Here is an 18,810-nt window from a genome sequence, read left to right as displayed (position 1 = left end):
TTACTAAAACATATCATGGCAAAAATTGCCATTTATTGACATATCAGTATCACATTGCAGCAAGCAACGAATTTTAGCAAGCGATCGCACGCAGCCAGTAATTGTACAATCAACTCTTAAGCATGAGTACCTACACTTCTAAGGGGTCGATAATTTGGATATTTTTTACTGAATTCTATTTGAAGCATCAGGATCTCATTTTTAATTTGTTTTGATTGGTTATGGTATAACCAGGGTAGCCAATACAGCGTTTTACAGCACTTCCAGCTATTATGCAATACAGACCACCAGGGAATAGAATTCCCTGCCTAATGGTGCAAGTCCTCTAGAAGAGGACTAGAAAAACTTGGGTTAAAGCACTGACAGCTATTATGCAATACAGTACAGTTTTTCTTTTTGCCCTTTTCTATCATAGCTTTCAGCTTTGAGGATGTACCTCATAGCTGCCGGAAGTGCTGTATATACAGACAATGGAGCAATGTCTATATGAGCTTTGATAATCTCAAGTACTCGTCTCTGACCTAAACCGGGTAAAACTGCTTTAATCCACCACTCCACTGAACTTGCATCACCGTAAACAAGTCCTTTTTCGAGAATCACTTCCAAAAAAATGGGCTTGAGTTGCGATCGCTTGGCTAATTCGCATCCTTTCCAAGCATTTGCACTTAGCACGCGCCAAACAAAGGTAAATTTCTGCTCGTCATCAAGTTGACGAAGCCACTTCAGTAAATCATTTTCCTGTTTTGAGTCCATTCGTTCATCAGCGTACTCTATCGGATCAAACATACTTGATGAAATATTAGAAATTAATCAAGAAATACTTTTGTTAATTGCCTCTTCAAACTCTTTCAAAGCCTGTACGGTTACTACTTGCCAAGCTCGTTCAATTGTAGCGGCAATGATTTGAGTTATAGGGATATTTGGAAAGTTAGGACTGTTATCAGATTCGACGAAATGTCCATCCCTGAGTAAATGAATTATTAGCTTTTTACTATCGTAAATCCATAGTTCTGGAACTGCGATCGCAACGTATGCATCAAGAGTTGTTTTTGATGTCACATCTGTTTCAATTGCCAAATCAGGAGGCGGATCGTTTGGTTCCAGTTTGCGACGACCAATCATTCTTTGATAATTTTGGATGTAGAAGCAAGCATCTGGTTCTACCCCCGCTATATTTTCCCGCTTGAAGGTGGTTGAACCAAAGGGTTCATAACTTTTCCCTGCAATCTTCAGCAAAATTTTTACAATATCCGAAATTAAGTCCTTTGATTTTTCGTGTTCGGGTAGAGGAACCATAATTTCTAACGTAGACTTGCTGTAAGCAACTCGTAGCGATCGCTTTTCGCCCAGTTCTTGCAAAATAGACTCAAATTCCTCCCAACTTATATCCTGGACATTCACTGTACTACCAGGCGCTAGCCGCATTTGGCTAACAGGTTTAACAACGGGGGATACAGCAGTCATAAGCAATTCCAAGGAACTATTCTGAAACTTGAGGCTGGATTAGCTTTAGCGTAACCTAATCAGATCGCTTACAGCTAGTTGCAAAATTTTCTTCCATTTCCTAAACTCTTTTTCTCTACGTACCAGCATTTGATAAGTTAGTACATAATCTGAAACAATAACAGTAAAAGCAGAGAGGGGATTACGTTGAGTCACAATCCAGATGCCATAGCTCCCCACGGTGGACAGTTGGTTAACCGTATCGCCACACCAGAACAAAGAGCAGAGTTTCTCTCAAAAGCTGACTTTTTGCCGCGAGTGCAACTTGACGATCGCGCCGTTTCCGATTTAGAAATGATTGCGATCGGTGCTTTTAGTCCGTTGACGGGTTTTATGAACCAAGAAGACTACGATCGCACTGTCACAGAAATGCGATTAGCTAACGGTCTTGTGTGGTCAATCCCGATTACACTATCGGTAAGCGAAGAAGTAGCTTCCCCCTTACAAGAAGGCGGCTTAATCCGTCTGGATAACTCCAGAGGCGAATTTATCGGAGTTTTGCAACTCACCCAAAAGTATAACTACGACAAAACCCGCGAAGCAATCAAAGTCTACCGCACTGATGATGTCAAACATCCCGGTGTGCAGGTACTCTATAACCAAGGTACTGTACATCTGGCGGGTGATATTTGGTTGTTGCAACGCGAACCTCATCCCCAGTTTCCCACTTATCAAATCGATCCAGCTGCCTCACGGCAACTATTTAAAGACAAGGGTTGGAAAACCATCGTCGGCTTTCAAACTCGCAACCCCATCCACCGCGCCCATGAATATATTCAAAAGTGCGCTTTAGAAATCGTTGATGGTCTATTTTTGCACCCATTAGTCGGGGCGACAAAAGAAGATGATATTGCCGCTGATGTGCGGATGCGCTGCTATGAAATTTTGCTGGAACATTATTACCCATTAGACAGAGTAAGTTTGGCAATCAATCCCGCCGCAATGCGTTATGCTGGGCCTCGTGAGGCGATTTTCCATGCTTTAGTCCGCAAAAACTACGGCTGTACTCACTTTATCGTCGGACGAGATCATGCTGGTGTCGGTGACTATTACGGCACTTACGACGCTCAATACATCTTTGATGAATTTGAACCAAGTGAATTAGGCATTGTGCCGATGAAATTTGAACACGCTTTCTACTGCACGCGCACTAAGCAGATGGCAACATCTAAAACCAGTCCCAGCCGGCCAGAAGAACGTATTCACCTATCAGGGACAAAAGTTAGGGAAATGCTGCGGCGCGGTGAATTACCTCCACCAGAATTTTCTCGTCCAGAGGTAGCAGCAGAATTGGCGCGGGCAATGCGAATAGAAGTACCAGCTTAGGGCGTTGGGCAAAACAGTTCCGAGTGCTGAGTGCTGAGTTAAGAGTTAGGAGTTAGGAGTGAAGAGTTAGGAGTTACGAATTCTCCCCCTGCTCCCCTGCTCCTTGGTCACTGAGCGTAGCCGAAGTGCTGCTCCCCTGCCCTGCTCCGCTCCCCACGTTTTTGTAACTTTACAATACAGAGTTCAGCCCTGTAAGCTGCTAACTGATAGCTGAGGGCTGATAGCTAATTATGAAACGTCGCACGTTTTTAGAGAGAATTGGCTCAATACTGGCGGTATTGGGGATAACTGAAGCTGAGTGGTTGTCTTTAGGAAATCGCTATTATCAGGCTTTGGCACAACCCAGTCCGCGTAAGTTGGCATTGTTAATAGGTATTAACCAATACCAAAAAATTCCAGCCCTCAGTGGTTGTCTGACGGATGTGGAACTACAAAGAGAACTTTTGATTCATCGCTTTGGTTTCCAAGGGTCAGATATCCTAACTTTAACTGAGGAACAAGCTAGTAGGGAATTGATTGAGGCGGCTTTTTTGGATCGTTTGGGTAAGCAAGCTAAACTCGATGATGTGGTCGTCTTTCACTTTAGCGGTTATGGCAGTCGTGTCAAATTAGAGACATCGCCAGATACAATGCAAAACGCTCTGGTGGCAACTAATGCCATTTCAGAATCACAAGACGAGAAAATAGTCAACTATATATTAGAAGAAACTCTACTGCTATTATTACGATCGCTCCCTACAAATCGAGTCACAGCAGTATTAGATACTAGCTATTATGCGCCAACCCCAGTATTAGGATTAAAAAGTCGCGCCCTTCCAGAATCAGTAGAGGCAAAGCTAGCAGCAGAAGAACTAGACTTTCTCCAACAACTTAAAACTCAAAAGTTATCCAGCACGCCGATTGTCTTAGCAGCTACCTCAAATCCCAAGCAGTCTGCCAGGGAAGAACTCTTTTCTGGTTTTAGTGCTGGGTTATTTACTTATGCCTTGACGCAGTATTTGTGGGAATTCACCCCAACTACCAGAATTCAAGTCGCTCTCTCCTATATGGAAAATTCTCTATCCAAATTGGGTAGTAAACAGCAACCAGCGTTATTAAGTAGTCAAAAAAATCAACATTTAACGTCTCTACCGCCAGACAATATTATTGGTGCAGAAGGCGCGGTGACAGCTATTGAAGAAGACGGCAAAACAGTCCAGCTGTGGTTAGCAGGATTACCGCCACAAGTGCTGCTATACTACGGAGTGAATTCTCGATTTACCTTAGCAACAACAACAGAAGAATTAGTATTGCGATCGCGGACTGGGTTAACAGCAAAAGCGCAAATTACCCAAATAGAAGGTGCAAATCCCCTACAAATCGGGCAACTTGTCCAAGAAGCAGTCCGGGTTTTACCCCGAAATATTAATTTAATAATTGCTCTGGATACTGGATTGGAAAGAATTGAGCGGGTAGACGCTACAAGTGCCTTTGCTGCATTTCCCCATGTCTCTACCGTAGTTGCAGGGGAAAAACCAGCTGATTATTTATTTGCCAAACTACAGCAAACACCTAGTCGCTATGGTTTATTTTCTCTTGGTGGCGAACTAATTTCCAATGCCACTGGGGAACCAGGAGAAGCTGTAAAATTAACAGTGCAAAAGTTAGCGCCAAAATTATCAACCTTGTTAGCAGCTAAATTATGGCGACTTACAGAAAATCAAGGTTCTTCCCGCTTGCCTCTTAAGGCAACCTTAGAAATAATTAACAACATATCAACTCGCGTTATCATGCAGCGCGAAACAGTACGAACTTTCAAAACAGAAACTTCGATTCAAAAATCACTCCCCACACCGATTGTCCCTATCGGTAGTCGAATGCAATATCGGGTAGAAAACCAGAGCGATCGCCCAGTATATTTAATCTTGCTGGGATTAAACAATAATCATACAGCGATCGCCTTGTATTCTTGGGAAACTCCCCAAGAATCAAACACTGCGGACACCAAACCTCTACTTAAAGAAGTCGTCATTGCTCCAGGTGAAACCCTCACTCTACCCCAAACAAATACTGCTTCCGAATGGGTGATTTCAGGGCCCACTTCTGAGTGCGAACACCAACTGATTTTTAGTACTGCCCCCTTTAACGGCACTCTCGCCGCCTTGAACACTGCCAAGTATTCCACAGCCGAAGAAGGGCCAATTGGCCCATTGTTGAATTCCTTAGACGTTGTACAAGCCTTGCTACAAGACTTACATAACGCTAGTGCCCTCAAAACAGAGATGAACGTTACAGCAGCCGATTCACATAGCTTGGATGTGAATAATTGGGCAAGTCTTAGCTTTAGTTTTCAAGTGTTGTAAGTTAATGTGATTGAAGAAGAATGCAGAATTCAGAATTCAGAATTCAGAATCAAGAGGTTTTCTACTAGACCCTGCGCTATCTGCTTTTTCGGTCAGAATTCTGACTCCTGACTCCTGTTCGATAGACCTCTTGCATAAATCAAAAATAAGAAAGAACCCCACCCCGCTAAAGCTATGCTTTGTCTCCCCTCCCGAAGAGCGGGGAGGGGTTGGGGGTGTGGTGTTAGGGACTTTTGCAAGAGGTCTGATAATTAAAGATTTGTAGTTAGTGCGTCTAATAAAGCCTGATTTTGCTCATCTGTCCCAACAGTGATGCGTAATTTATCATCTAGTCCAGGCTGCTTGAAATAGCGAATTAAAATTCCCTGTTCCTTGAGTTTTTGATAGAGATATTCTGCGTTTCCTTCTCTTGGCTGTGCCAGCAAAAAGTTAGCTTCGGAATCCCAGATATGAAAACCTAATTGTTTCAAGTCTGTTGCTAACTTAGTCCGTGATGCTTTAATCTTGGCTACACAAGCATTTTTATAAGCTTGGTCAGTGATAGCAGCTGTACCAATTGCACAAGCGATCGCATCAATGTTATAGCTATCTTTAACCTTAAACAATCCCTGCAACAGTTTGGGATTCGCCACCCCAAAGCCCAATCGCAATCCTGCTAACGAGTACCCCTTAGATAGTGTCCGAAGCACAATGACGTTTTCGTATTCCTTAACCAAAGCCAATGCATTCTCTTCGGTAAAATCTATGTATGCTTCATCAATCACTAAAACTCCAGATAACTGACTGGCTAATTTTCGCAAATCATTTGTTGCCACCACATGCCCCGATGGGCTATTGGGCGACGCAATAAATGTTACCGCCCCATTGGCAGCAACTAATTCTTCCTTTGGTAAACTGTAATCTTTGCTGTAGGGAATCTCAATAATTTCCGCCGCTTGCATTTCTGTTAATGTGCGATATAGGACGTAAGTAGGCATCGGATAAACTACCTTCTTCCCAGGTTCAGCACAGGCTCGAATTACCACACTCAACAATTCGTCACTGCCATTTCCGACAATTATCCAATCACTAGGAACTCCTAAAACTTTACTTGCAGCTTCCCGGAACTCCCCCCCGAAAGGTTCTGGATACCGCCGCAACCAATCACCATCAATATTTCGTAGCACAGCTAAAGCCGCAGGAGAAGGAGGATAGGGGTTCTCATTGCTGTTAAGTTTAATAATTTGTGTACCGCGTCGAGGCTGCTCACCGGGAATGTAGCTAGCCATTGCATCAACATTAGAGCGAAAGTAGTTGGTCATAGGGACATGGTAAATTGGGTTGGGATCTCTACGATAGTTACTGAGCGGCTGGTGAGCGGAGTCGAATGCCATACCACTTTATAAATTACGAATTACGAATTACGAATTACGAATTACGAATTATAAAAATATGCCAGATAAATGGAATCCAGAACTATACGAACGATTTCAAGCTGAAAGAAGTCGTCCATTCTACGACTTGGTAGACATGGTACATCGGCAAGAAAACTTACGAGTTCTTGATTTAGGGTGTGGAACCGGAAAGTTAACTAAATATCTGCATGAAACGCTAGCAGCACAGGAGACTTTAGGGATAGATGCTTCTGAGAAAATGCTGCAAAAGGCGCGTCAGTTTGCAGGCAATGGACTACGGTTTGAGCAAAGACGGATTGAGGAAAACCCAGGAGATGGGGAGTTTGATGTGATTTTTTCTAATGCGGCATTGCAGTGGTTGACGGGACATGAGGTTTTATTTGAGAAATTGCGGGCAAAACTACGACCTGGTGGACAGCTTGCCGTACAAATACCAACGATGGATAGTGAGCCAGTGCATCAGATAGCAGTTAAGACTGCACATGAATTCAGTCAAGAATTAAAAGGATATGTGCGCCGCTTAGAGGTACTTCCCCCAGAAACATATGCCCGAATGCTTTATAAATTGGGGTTTGTCAAGCAGGAAGTCAAGCTTCAAATTTATGAGCATGTGTTGCCCTCACGAGAAGCCGTGGTGGAGTGGTATCGCGGGACATTGCTAACGGCTTATGAGTCCCAACTGGATGCCCAAACCTATGAGCGATTTGTGGAACGCTATCAGCAGAAGTTATTCGAGTTGCTAGAGGATGAGCGTCCGTTCTTTTTCCCCTACAAGCGCATCTTAATGTGGGGGCGTATTTAAGAAACTGAAGCTAGTTAGCTGAAAACCTTACTGTGTATAAGTGGGCGATACTGGATTTGAACCAGTGACCCCATCCGTGTGAAGGATGTGCGCTACCCCTGTGCTAATCGCCCAAGACATTTTATATTACCATAATTTACTAAATAGCAAGGTAAGTTGAAATGCCAAAGGCTTAGTTGTTGCGCCTACACTTTTAACGTCATTTTTCATCATTGCCGTATGTCACGCAAGGACTGTCAATTATGAGTTCTGGCTCAAATGAATTGCAGAAAACTACGGTAGAACAATTAACCCCAAATTCGTCAGGGTGAATGCACTTTATCGCTTCTTCTACTAAGGTATGGAAAGCACAATCATTGCAGATAGTCTGACATTTCTCCACTAAGTATATAAGTATAAATTATTTAAATGGTATTGCGATCGCACTTCTATCAGTTAAACAAGTAGCGACAAAATCAAATGTTTAAATCGCGTAGAGCCAGACGAATCTGCTCGGCTCGTCTGCGGTTGACACCGAGATCGGATTCTCCCACGCGAGATGCCGAGCGCAGATGAATTACTGACTCATTAGGAGGTAAATAAAATTCTACATCATCAACAAATTGGAAGATGCGGCTTTTAGAAAGAGCGTGGATGTAATTATCTGTTTGTTCTACAATTTCTGTACGGGGAACAACACCGATAACTTTTAGTAAGATTTCTCTAGCTGCATTACGGTCTACATGATAAGGAATCGGGTCGATAGCGTGTTTTGCATCTGCGTTTTGACTGACAACACAGTTGTCTGAAGCTGGACAAGAACTCAGATGACCGTTCTCAACTCCCAAGCTAGAAGCAGCCCAAGTAGCCCCAGGAAGTATTAAACTACTAATCAAAGTTAAGAGTATTGCAAAAGCGATACTCCGTAATAATTTCTGCCGGAACGCTGTTAGTAGACGGGACATAATAAATTTACTCCTTTTGTTCGGTTCTTTCGGGTGAGTACTGCCAGTTGCCTGTTCGCTCTACAGATTATCATCTATCCAGCCACACTCTGAGTTTGGGCAATCACAATAGACTTCTTGGCATTTGTCGGGAAAAGGGGAAGGGAAAAGGGGGAAGGTTTGGTATTTTCCCTTTCCCCTTTAACATGCACCCTTTTCCCACCTCTTGCAAAAAGCACTTTTGCAAGAGACTTCATGAGCTGCGCTCACAAAGAACAATGAAAATGTCTTTTCCTCCTGCCTCCTGCCTTATTTTCAAGGCAGGTCTAATGTAGCTGCGCCGACCAGTCCCTTAGACTTCTTGGCATTTGTCGGGAAAAGGTAAAGGTTTTGTATTTTCCCCTTCCCCTTTAACCTTTACCCTGTTCCGACGAGAGTGCAAAAAGCACTTTTGCAAGAAGTGCCTTGTGCTATTGTTGCTGCCAATAAGGGAATCAAACCTAAAAAGTGACCAATAATTCAGATTTCCATTGACTACGAACCCAAAATCATTAACAGGGGTTGCGACTGCATTCCCTGGTGATTCCAGCTTTGACTCGGAAGAATTGGCTGGTATCGGCTTTGTTGTGGTCAATATTAGAAAGTTTGATGGTTGTAGATGAACATAGGAATAATCCAGCCTTACAGTAACGGGTTTTTAGAAGTTATACCAGAGAGCGATTATTGGCAGATTGCAGCTATACACATCAATGGCCAAGCCTACTGCCCTACTCCTCAGCTTTATCGTTCAGAAAAAGTGGCATTAGCAAAAGCAACACAAATTTATGATTGGATAGCTGACCACGAACACCAAATCAGTGATGAGGCTTACTACTGCTCTGAGTTGAAACTCATCCTATGGCAGCAACCAAAAGTATCTTAGTTAACCAGAGAGATTGCTTGCCTTGGGCAAATCTGATAGTAGTTTTGTATTAATGTTTCAGAGTAAAGCTATAGTCCCTGCCGCAAATGTGGGGATTTTAGTTTGTTGATAGGATGTGTAAACATACCTGCCCTGTTGAAAAAGTCGTGTTAAGTGGAAGTAGCTAGCTCTGTGTGCAGGGGTCACTGAAGATTCATTTCTTTAGTTTATCTAAAGTCGCATCTAAGTTATCAAATTACCTTTCTAAGATAGAAGCAGCAACTATAAGTTGCTATAGATGACTAAAACCCAATTAACAGCTAGTGGCTGCGGAGAACATAAAAATGACTAAAGCGCCGGAATCTTTAGACTTATCTGCCTACGATGCTACAGACAGAGCCTTAGATCGTGATTGTACAACTTTATCCCGTCACGTCCTCCAACAACTTCAGAGTTTTTCGCCAGATGCACAGGATTTGAGTGCGCTGATGAATCGCATCGCCCTGGCCGGAAAACTGGTGGCTCGTCGTATGAGTCGCGCCGGTTTAATGGAAGGCGTTCTCGGATTCACTGGAGAAGTTAATGTCCAAGGCGAATCTGTCAAAAAGATGGATGTTTATGCCAATGATGTATTTATCTCAGTGTTTAAGCAAAGCGGCTTAGTTTGTCGCCTCGCTTCTGAGGAAATGGAAAATCCTTATTACATCCCGGAAAATTGTCCCATTGGGCGTTATACCCTACTGTATGACCCAATTGATGGCTCATCCAACACTGATAATAATCTCAGCTTGGGTTCCATTTTCGCCATTCGCCAACAAGAAGGAACTGATAGCGATGGTAAGGCAACTGACTTACTCGCCAACGGACGCAAGCAACTCGCTGCCGGATACATCCTATATGGCCCCTGCACGATGCTGGTTTATACTATAGGTAAGGGCGTTCATTCCTTTGTTCTTGACCCCAGCTTAGGAGAGTTTATTCTCACAGAAGAAAATATCCGCATTCCTAACCACGGTTCTGTTTACAGCGTGAACGAGGGTAACTTTTGGCAGTGGGAAGAATCGATTCGAGAATACATTCGCTACGTTCACCGCACAGAAGGCTACAGCGCTCGTTATAGCGGCGCAATGGTGAGCGACATCCATAGAATTTTGGTTCAAGGCGGCGTGTTTCTCTACCCAGGCACAATTCAAAACCCTGAAGGAAAATTACGCTTGCTTTATGAAACGGCTCCTCTCGCCTTTTTGATTGAGCAAGCAGGTGGCCGTGCTACTACAGGACTGGTCAATATCTTGGATGTGGTGCCAAAAAAACTGCATCAGCGCACGCCTTTAATTATTGGTAGCAAAGAGGATGTCGCAAAGGTGGAGTCTTTTATTCAAAACGGACACTAGAAGACAATTCGTAATTCGTCATTTGTAGTTAGTGTTACGTAAGGGTTTTAGACGTTTTATAAGAGTGACTTATGTCCTCTGTGCCGTACTCTCATCTGCCATTAATTAAACGTTAATCATGGTGATTTAGGATTGGGGATGCAAAATAGCGCTTTTTGAAGATCAATTAAGGATTATCTCAGCTGGCCGATGCAATAAGTAATTGGCAACGCCACAATTCAAAAGTAACCATCAATATTTGATGCGTTTTGCCAAATTTACTTAGAAGCATCACTATACAGGAGTGAAACAAATTAGAGCTATGTCTACCAATCATCTACTAGAAATTAACCAATACGGTCAAAGTATCTGGATGGATAATTTGAGCCGTGACATTATTCAATCAGGTGAACTCAAAAACTTGGTTGAAAATCAAGGTATATCTGGGATTACTTCTAACCCAGCTATCTTTGAAAAAGCGATCGCTGGTAACGTTATTTATGATGCCGATATCGAAGCCGGAGTTCGGGCTGGCTTACCGACATACAAAATTTACGAATCCCTAGTTTTTGCAGATATCCGTAATGCCTGTGATATTTTACGCCCTGTTTATGAAGCCTCAAATAGACTAGATGGTTATGTGAGTATTGAAGTACCGCCAACCATTGCCCATGATACTGAAGCAACCATAACCGAAGCCCGCCGCTATTTCCAAGAAATTGGTCGGGAAAATCTGATGATTAAAATTCCCGGTACAGAACCTGGTTTGCCAGCAGTAGAACAGGTAATATCCGAAGGGATGAATGTTAATATTACGCTGCTGTTTTCTGTAGAAAGCTATATAAACACAGCAATGGCTTATATTCGGGGCTTAGAAAAACGGTTGGCTGAGGGTAAAGACATTAGTAAAATTGCTTCAGTCGCTAGTTTCTTCCTCAGCCGGATCGATAGCAACATTGACGGCAAGATTGATGCTAAGTTGAAAAAAGGCGTTGATGATATTGCTGTGGAAGCAAAGCTAAGAGCTGTTAAAGGAAAAGTAGCGATCGCTAACGCTAAGATTGCGTACCAGGAATACAAGAAAATCATTAGAAGCGAGCGTTGGCAAGATTTGGCAGCAAAAGGAGCTACAGTACAACGGCTACTTTGGGCTAGCACCAGCACCAAAGACCCCAACTACAGAGATGTGATGTATATCGAAGAGTTGGTCGGCCATGATACCGTCAACACCGTACCACCAGCGACTATTAAAGCTTGTGCCGATCATTGTAACGTAGGCGATCGCTTAGAAACAGATTTAGATAATGCTTACACGCTGATCGAAAACCTCAAAGATCCCGACATCAACATCGATCTCGATAACGTCATGGATGAACTGTTAGTCGATGGTATTGACAAGTTTATCCAGCCCTTCCAGTCCTTGATGAACTCTTTAGAAGACAAGATCAAGGTATTGTCACCAGTGTAGGGAACAGAAGAGGGGAAAAGGTTAAAGGGTAAAGGGTAAAGGTATAGTTCTTCCCCTTTCCCCCTTCCCCTTTCCCCCTTTCCCTTTCCCCAATCCTAGTACCAAATCTAAAATCCAAAATTGTTATGGTTAGTCTGCTAGAAAATCCCTTGCGTGTTGGTCTGCAACAACAACGGATGTCCGAACCCCAGATTATAGTCATTTTTGGCGCTTCTGGCGATCTTACCTGGCGCAAACTAGTGCCAGCACTTTACAAATTGCGGCGAGAACGGCGTATTCCACCAGAAACTACCATTGTCGGTGTAGCACGTAGAGAATGGAGCCATGAGTACTTCCGCGAACAAATGCAAAAAGGCATGGAAGAAGCACATGCCGATGTCGATTTAGGGGAACTCTGGCAAGATTTCTCCCAAGGTCTGTTCTATTGCCCTGGCGATATAGACAACCCCGAAGGCTACCAAAAACTGAAAAACTTATTGAGTGAATTAGACGAAAAGCGGGGCACACGAGGGAATCGAATGTTCTACCTCTCAGTTGCCCCCTCATTCTTTCCCGAAGCGATTAAGCAGCTAGGAACCGCCGGGATGCTAGAAGATCCCTACAAACATCGTCTAGTAATTGAAAAACCTTTTGGTCGGGATTTGGCTTCTGCCCAAAGTCTTAACCAAGTGGTACAGAAATATTGTAAAGAAAACCAAGTATACCGGATTGACCATTACTTGGGTAAAGAAACAGTACAGAATTTGCTGGTGTTTCGCTTTGCGAATGCGATTTTTGAACCCTTGTGGAATCGTCAATTTGTTGACCACGTGCAAATTACCGTGGCAGAAACCGTGGGAGTGGAAGACCGGGCTGGTTACTATGAAAGCGCCGGCGCATTACGGGATATGTTGCAAAATCACCTCATGCAACTTTACTGTCTAACGGCAATGGAAGCGCCCAATGCAATGGATGCCGACAGCATCCGCACAGAAAAAGTGAAGGTACTCCAAGCTACTCGTTTAGCTGATGTTCACAATCTGTCGCGGTCAGCAGTCCGCGGTCAATATAGTGCTGGTTGGATGAAAGGTCAAGCAGTGCCAGGGTATCGGACAGAACCAGGCGTTGATCCCAACTCCACCACACCAACCTACGTCGCCATGAAGTTTTTGGTAGATAACTGGCGCTGGAAAGGTGTTCCTTTCTACTTGCGTACCGGGAAGCGGATGCCGAAAAAAGTCAGCGAGATTGCCATTCACTTCCGCGAAGTTCCATCTCGGATGTTCCAATCTGCCGCCCAACAGTCAAACGCCAATATTTTGACGATGCGGATTCAGCCAAATGAAGGTATTTCCCTGCGTTTTGATGTGAAAATGCCGGGGGCAGAATTCCGTACCCGTTCCGTTGACATGGACTTTAGTTATGGTTCCTTTGGCATCCAAGCAACATCTGATGCCTACGATCGCTTATTCCTTGATTGTATGATGGGCGATCAAACATTGTTCACCCGCGCGGATGAAGTAGAAGCCGCTTGGCAGGTCGTAACGCCAGCCCTTTCCGTTTGGGATGCACCCGCCGACGCCAATACTATTCCCCAATATGAAGCTGGAACCTGGGAACCAACAGAAGCAGAATTCTTAATTAACCAGGATGGCCGTCGCTGGCGCAGACTGTAAAAAGTTAAGAGTGATGAGTTAATAGTTAGGAGTAATAAATTATGAGTTTTTGAGTTAATAATTTCAGTTATTCTAACTCCCAACTCCCAACTCCTAACTCCTAACTCCTAACTCCTAACTTCTCACTTCTAACTCCTAACTGATTCACCAAACAAAGCTGACAACTCAAAACTACTATGGCTCCCCAAGCTTCTACAATTTATTCACTTCAGGCGCCAAAAGATATTTCGCTTAACGAAATAGAAGCGGAACTTAATCAAATTTGGCAAAGTTACGGCATTACTGGCGAGGACGGTGGGCTTCCTGCTGCCACTCGCGCCACAACATTTACCTTAGTGGTTTACGAACCCGAAGAAACCCAGTATCTTTTGGCTACTTTGGGATTTTACAACGGCCCGCTTGACGGAATTTTAGGGCCTCAGATGGTAGCTGCCTTGCGGCAAGTGCAGACAAAATATGCATTGCCCGATACTGGAACAGCAACACCTGAAACTCTGGCTATCTTGAGAGAAGAATTCATCAAACGTCAAGGAAACGGCGCTGCGGGTGACAATGCTTCTATTGAACTTCCCAGCTTAAATGCCCCAAGCCCCAGAATTGCTGATGAAATCGCCCTCCGCAACCCCTGCCGCATCATTGCGCTATTTCCTATTACTGGCGAAGATGAAGGAGTTAAGGCTCAGGTCTCTGCCTATTGCCCCATCCAAAAGCAATCGTCAAGCACACTAATTTGTTGCGAATACATCACTCTCAGTGGAACTGCTGCGGCTTTAGAACGCATCGGTGGGATGATTCCAGCATTGTTGATTGGTGGCTTACCAAAGTTTCTTTGGTGGAAAGCAACACCAGACCCCAACAACACTCTATTCAAACGGTTGTCAGCCGTCTGCAATAATGTGATTGTGGATTCTTGCCGCTTTAATGAGCCAGAAAGTGACTTACTCCACCTCCAAGAATTGGTGGACAGTGGTGTTCCCTTAGCTGACCTGAACTGGCGTCGCCTCTCAGCATGGCAAGAATTGACAGCTGAAGCTTACGACTCACCTCATCGTCGGGCAGCCCTGCGGGAAGTTGACCGAGTAACTATTGATTACGAAAAAGGCAACCCCGCACAAGCATTGCTGTTTTTGGGTTGGTTGGCAAGTCGTTTAGGATGGCAGCCAGTTTCGTATAAAAAGGAAACCGGAGATTATGACATCACTCGCATTAACTTTATTGCTCAAGACCAACGGCAAGTAGAAACCGAATTAGCGGGCGTTCCCCTTGCTGATGTGGGTGAGATTGCTGGCGACTTGATTGCTTTGCGCCTAAGTTCGACCAATCCAAAGGCAGACTGTGGTACAGTAATTTGCTCGGAAACTGGTGGCTGTATGCGGATGGAAACCCACGGTGGCGCTCAATCTGCTGGTCTATTTCAACAGGTGACTTCACTTTCAGAACAAAAGGCGGAAGCATTGCTGAGTCAGCAGGTACAACGCTGGGGTCGTGAGTCGCTTTTTGAAGAAAGTCTGGGAGTGACAGCAAATATTTTCAAATTGGAAACAAATAGTTAGTTTCGCCTGGAAACAATAAAAGTTACCAAAATTGCGAAAATCAAACACAAACTCTTCAGATTTTTGGATATTTCAATAATCTGGAGGGTTTTTCTATTTTCCTTGGAGGCAAGAGACGCGATGAATCGCCGTCAAGACAAAAATCAATCTTTTGTATATAGCGCTTCTCGTTTTGATGGAATACAGTTTGACCTCTCTCCTAAAAGCAGAGAGGCTTTGAATCTTACTCCCCAACGCTAGTAGGGAAGAGGGGCTGGGGGTTAGGTCTGTATTCCATACAATTGAGAACCGCTATATACGGCGATTTATCGCGTTTTTGGCGATCAATAATTTTCATCAAAAAACCTTAACCGAACCGTATTGCATTAACATAAGCTGTTACGTATACAACTTGCATTATCAGGGCGGGCAAAATGCCATTGGTGTCAAGTTAACGCTAAACCCGCTTGGTGACAAGGTTTTGCCCTCACCCCCAGCCCCTCTCCCATCCGTGATATCATGTCCGCATAATTAGTTATGATTTCCACAGTCATTGCACCCCACCCCCAGCCCCTCCCCGCAAGCGGGGAGGGGAGACAAAGCGCAGCTTTGGCGGGGTGGGGTTCTTGGGGTTTAGTAAGTAATCAAGCGGACATGATATGAGAGGGGAGCTAGACATTCAATTCCCTTTCTCCCAAGGGAGAAGGGGTTAGGGGATGAGGGCGTGAGGGATTTGTAAAACGCCTGTCCGATATAGTTTTCGGCTTAAGTTGACACCAATGGCAAGATGCCCGCCTCACAATTATATTGAAAAAAATATTAGTGCAAATTGAAGGCGCAACAGCTTAGCAAGTCAATGTATTGGCATAACAGGCTGATGTATTGGCATAACAGACCGATGTATTAACATAACAGACTGATGTATTGGCATAACAGACCGATGTATTGGCATAACAGGCTGATGTATTGGCATAACAGGCCGATGTATTGGCATAACAGGCCGATGTATTGGCATAACAGGCCGATGTATTGGCATAGCAGGTCAATGTATTGGCATAGCAGGTCGATGTATTAGGTGATTTCCGACAAAGAAAAGTCTATTGAAAGGATACTTCGTATTTACCTCCACGCTCCAGGGCGCGTTTGTAAGCAGGTCTTTCATGAATGCGCTTGACAAATTCTTTGAGCTTTGGTCTGTTCTTGACCTCTTCGGGAAGCGCAGCCACCACTTCTAGGGGAAAGCTCATTTGGATATCGGCGGCGGTAAATTCATTGCCTACAAACCACGTATTTTTACGGAGTTCGTCTTCTATGTAGTCCAAGTGAAGTTTAATTTGGGGCGCGACAAATCCGCTAACCACGCTGCTGTCACCTGCACCAAAATTGTTCAATACCAGCCGCATTACCAGTGGTGGCATTGCCGAGCCTTCGGCGTAATGCAGCCAATACTTGTAGCGCAGATACTCTGGCGTACCGGATGCTGGGACTAACCGACCATTACCATAGCGATCAATTAGGTATTCGATAATTGCACCCGACTCAGCGATCGCCAAGTCTGCATCTGTGATTACTGGTGACTTGCCGAGGGGATGAACTTGGCGTAGCGTCTCCGGTGCCATCATCGTCTTGGCATCGCGTTCATAGAATTTGATTTCGTATTCGATACCTAATTCTTCAAGCAGCCACAGCACCCGCTGCGATCGCGAGTTGTTAAGATGATGCACTGTGATCATAAAACGTTCCTTTTGTGGTAGCTGATTATTATCTGATCTTGGATAATCTCCTCTCCAACTGTATTATTAAACAGACGTTTCCAACTTAACTCCCCTAATTGGGTGGTTTTCTTGTTTCTAATTGGTATAAGTTTGAGTTAATCGGTTGGAAAAACTGGTGCATCTGCTTTTGCAAAAAGTAACGATAGACATACAGCCAAGAATCGAAATAGTTGCTGCATATTATTAATTTGTTTCATTTATGGCTTTAGTCATTGCCGGGGAACGTAGTGGGGTGGGTAAGACAACAGTCACGCTCACCCTTTTAGCATCTTTACGCCGTCGCGATCGCTTGGTGCAATCTTTTAAGGTGGGGCCAGACTACATCGATCCGATGTTTCATCGACACGTAACCGGTCGTGCTTGTCGCAATTTAGACCCCGTGCTGACTTCTGAAGCCTACGTTCAGCAATGTTTTGCCCATCATAGCCAACTGAGTGAATATGCCCTCGTGGAAGGGGTTATGGGGTTGTTTGATGGAGTGAAAGAGGGAGCAGGGGAGCAGGGGAGCAGGGTAGCAGAGGAGAAGAACAATGCCCAATGCCTAACTGACTTTGCAAGTACGGCACACATTGCACGGCTGTTAGATTTACCTGTGGTGTTGGTGATTGATTGCAGTCGTTTATCTGGTTCTGTAGCTGCGATCGCACACGGCTATCGATCTTTTGATCCCCGCATTAAAATAGCTGGGGTAATATTAAATCGCGTCGGGAGCGATCGCCATCTCTCTCTCCTCAAAGATTCCCTAGAACCCTTACAATTACCGATTCTCGGCGTCATGCGCCGTCAAGATAACATTACAATTCCCGATCGCCACTTGGGTTTAGTACCCACAGCCGAACTTCCCGAACTCAATGCTTTAATCGATCGCCTCGCGGATTTAGGAGATAGTTGCTTCGACTGGCAACGCTTATTACCTTTGTTAAAATCAGAACCCCTTTCTCCCTCCGCTTCATCCTCCTTATCTCCCTTATCCCCAGTTAGGATTGCAGTAGCCCGCGATCGCGCGTTTAATTTTTATTACCAAGACAATCTCGATTTGCTGCAACAACTTGGTGCAGAATTGGTTTTTTGGAGTCCGTTAGAAGATGCTGACATACCAAAAGATATTCAGGGAATGTATTTTGGCGGTGGTTTCCCGGAAGTTTTTGCCCAGCAACTCGCAGAAAATTCTAACGTTCGTGATGCGGTGAAAACGGCAATACTTAAAGGAATACCTACGATTGCCGAATGCGGCGGATTAATGTATTTGTGCGAGCAAATTATCGATTTTGAAGGTAAATCTTGGTCAATGGCGGGAGTGCTACCAACATCTGCGGTGATGGGTGGACGTTTAACTTTGGGCTATCGTCGTGCTGTCGCTTTGCAAGATAATTTGTTAGTTAAAGCAAATACAACTGTTTACGGACATGAGTTTCATCGTTCCCATTTAACCTTAACTCCCACTCAACCCCTATTTGAAACTTCTCGCTACGATTGCGAAGAAAATATGGGATGCGAGGGATGGGGTTTACCTGCAAATATTCATGCTTCTTATGTTCATCAGCATTGGGGAGAAAGTAGAGAAATTCCCCAGCAGTTTCTTAAAAAATGTCTAAAAGTAGCATCTTCAGGAACGTTGATTTAAGGGACTTCCAGAAAATAAATTATCCAATTTACTCAGATAATATTTTTCTTTCTCCCCCTGCCCCCTGCCCCCTGCCTCCTGCTCCCCTGCCTAGACAGCGATGGGATATTTTTTTATTTGGAAGTCCCTAACCCCAAAACCCTCATGTAGAGACGCGATTTATAGCGGAGCATAGGGACGAAGAGACATAAA

At 44.2% G+C, this 18,810-nt stretch carries 14 protein-coding genes and 1 tRNA gene; 9 read left to right on the top strand and 6 right to left on the bottom strand.

Annotated elements, in window-relative coordinates; translation table 11 throughout:
- Positions 1-369: 369 nt before the first annotated feature.
- The gene (locus RMX69_RS20745; protein WP_322638586.1) at positions 370-786 is read right to left on the bottom strand and encodes a hypothetical protein; all 417 of its coding nucleotides are present in this window, start codon (positions 784-786) and stop codon (positions 370-372) included.
- A gap of 24 nt (positions 787-810) precedes the next feature.
- Positions 811-1,464, bottom strand: a complete 654-nt coding sequence (locus RMX69_RS20740) for a Uma2 family endonuclease (protein WP_322638585.1) — start codon at positions 1,462-1,464, stop codon at positions 811-813.
- Between the two features lie 186 nt (positions 1,465-1,650).
- Here RMX69_RS20740 and sat point away from each other — a divergent pair, with 186 nt between their 5' ends.
- The gene (gene sat, locus RMX69_RS20735) at positions 1,651-2,829 is read left to right on the top strand and encodes a sulfate adenylyltransferase (protein WP_322638584.1); all 1,179 of its coding nucleotides are present in this window, start codon (positions 1,651-1,653) and stop codon (positions 2,827-2,829) included.
- 230 nt (positions 2,830-3,059) lie between these two features.
- Positions 3,060-5,171: a caspase family protein gene (locus RMX69_RS20730; RefSeq protein WP_322638583.1), complete on the top strand. Its 2,112-nt coding sequence runs from the start codon at positions 3,060-3,062 to the stop codon at positions 5,169-5,171.
- A gap of 251 nt (positions 5,172-5,422) precedes the next feature.
- On the opposite strand, the gene hisC is transcribed toward RMX69_RS20730, so the two are convergent.
- Positions 5,423-6,472: a histidinol-phosphate transaminase gene (gene hisC / locus RMX69_RS20725; protein WP_322638595.1), complete on the bottom strand. Its 1,050-nt coding sequence runs from the start codon at positions 6,470-6,472 to the stop codon at positions 5,423-5,425.
- Positions 6,473-6,602: 130 nt separating this feature from the next.
- Here hisC and RMX69_RS20720 point away from each other — a divergent pair, with 130 nt between their 5' ends.
- Positions 6,603-7,367: a methyltransferase domain-containing protein gene (locus tag RMX69_RS20720; RefSeq protein ID WP_322638582.1), complete on the top strand. Its 765-nt coding sequence runs from the start codon at positions 6,603-6,605 to the stop codon at positions 7,365-7,367.
- Positions 7,368-7,408: 41 nt separating this feature from the next.
- Here the strand turns inward: RMX69_RS20720 and RMX69_RS20715 are convergent.
- A tRNA-Val gene (locus RMX69_RS20715) sits at positions 7,409-7,480 on the bottom strand.
- A gap of 342 nt (positions 7,481-7,822) precedes the next feature.
- Positions 7,823-8,311, bottom strand: coding sequence for a DUF1499 domain-containing protein (locus RMX69_RS20710; protein WP_322638581.1), 489 nt, complete (start codon positions 8,309-8,311; stop codon positions 7,823-7,825).
- A 637-nt stretch (positions 8,312-8,948) separates the two neighbouring features.
- Here RMX69_RS20710 and RMX69_RS20705 point away from each other — a divergent pair.
- The 5 genes from RMX69_RS20705 to opcA all read left to right on the top strand — a co-directional run bounded on the left by RMX69_RS20705 (position 8,949) and on the right by opcA (position 15,240).
- Entirely contained in the window at positions 8,949-9,212 is a 264-nt protein-coding gene (locus RMX69_RS20705; protein ID WP_289797373.1) for a hypothetical protein, read from the top strand.
- A 323-nt stretch (positions 9,213-9,535) separates the two neighbouring features.
- Positions 9,536-10,585, top strand: a complete 1,050-nt coding sequence (gene fbp / locus RMX69_RS20700; RefSeq protein ID WP_194043026.1) for a class 1 fructose-bisphosphatase — start codon at positions 9,536-9,538, stop codon at positions 10,583-10,585.
- Positions 10,586-10,886: 301 nt separating this feature from the next.
- The gene (gene tal / locus RMX69_RS20695; protein ID WP_289800004.1) at positions 10,887-12,032 is read left to right on the top strand and encodes a transaldolase; all 1,146 of its coding nucleotides are present in this window, start codon (positions 10,887-10,889) and stop codon (positions 12,030-12,032) included.
- Positions 12,033-12,157: 125 nt separating this feature from the next.
- A complete protein-coding gene (zwf, locus tag RMX69_RS20690) occupies positions 12,158-13,687 on the top strand; it encodes a glucose-6-phosphate dehydrogenase (RefSeq protein WP_322638580.1) in 1,530 nt (509 codons plus the stop codon).
- A 176-nt stretch (positions 13,688-13,863) separates the two neighbouring features.
- Positions 13,864-15,240: a glucose-6-phosphate dehydrogenase assembly protein OpcA gene (opcA, locus tag RMX69_RS20685; RefSeq protein ID WP_289797371.1), complete on the top strand. Its 1,377-nt coding sequence runs from the start codon at positions 13,864-13,866 to the stop codon at positions 15,238-15,240.
- A gap of 1,076 nt (positions 15,241-16,316) precedes the next feature.
- Here the strand turns inward: opcA and RMX69_RS20680 are convergent.
- Positions 16,317-16,952, bottom strand: a complete 636-nt coding sequence (locus tag RMX69_RS20680) for a glutathione S-transferase (RefSeq protein ID WP_322638579.1) — start codon at positions 16,950-16,952, stop codon at positions 16,317-16,319.
- 241 nt (positions 16,953-17,193) lie between these two features.
- Between RMX69_RS20680 and RMX69_RS20675 the strand changes: the two genes are divergently transcribed.
- Complete coding sequence (locus tag RMX69_RS20675; protein WP_322638578.1) at positions 17,194-18,618, top strand: cobyrinate a,c-diamide synthase; 1,425 nt, start codon at positions 17,194-17,196, stop codon at positions 18,616-18,618.
- Positions 18,619-18,810 lie beyond the last annotated feature (192 nt).

This window comes from Nostoc sp. EspVER01 (assembly GCF_034530635.1).
In the GTDB taxonomy this organism is placed as follows: domain Bacteria; phylum Cyanobacteriota; class Cyanobacteriia; order Cyanobacteriales; family Nostocaceae; genus Nostoc.
Note: the sequence above shows the minus strand (reverse complement) of the source record. Positions and strands in the feature narration are given on the sequence as shown.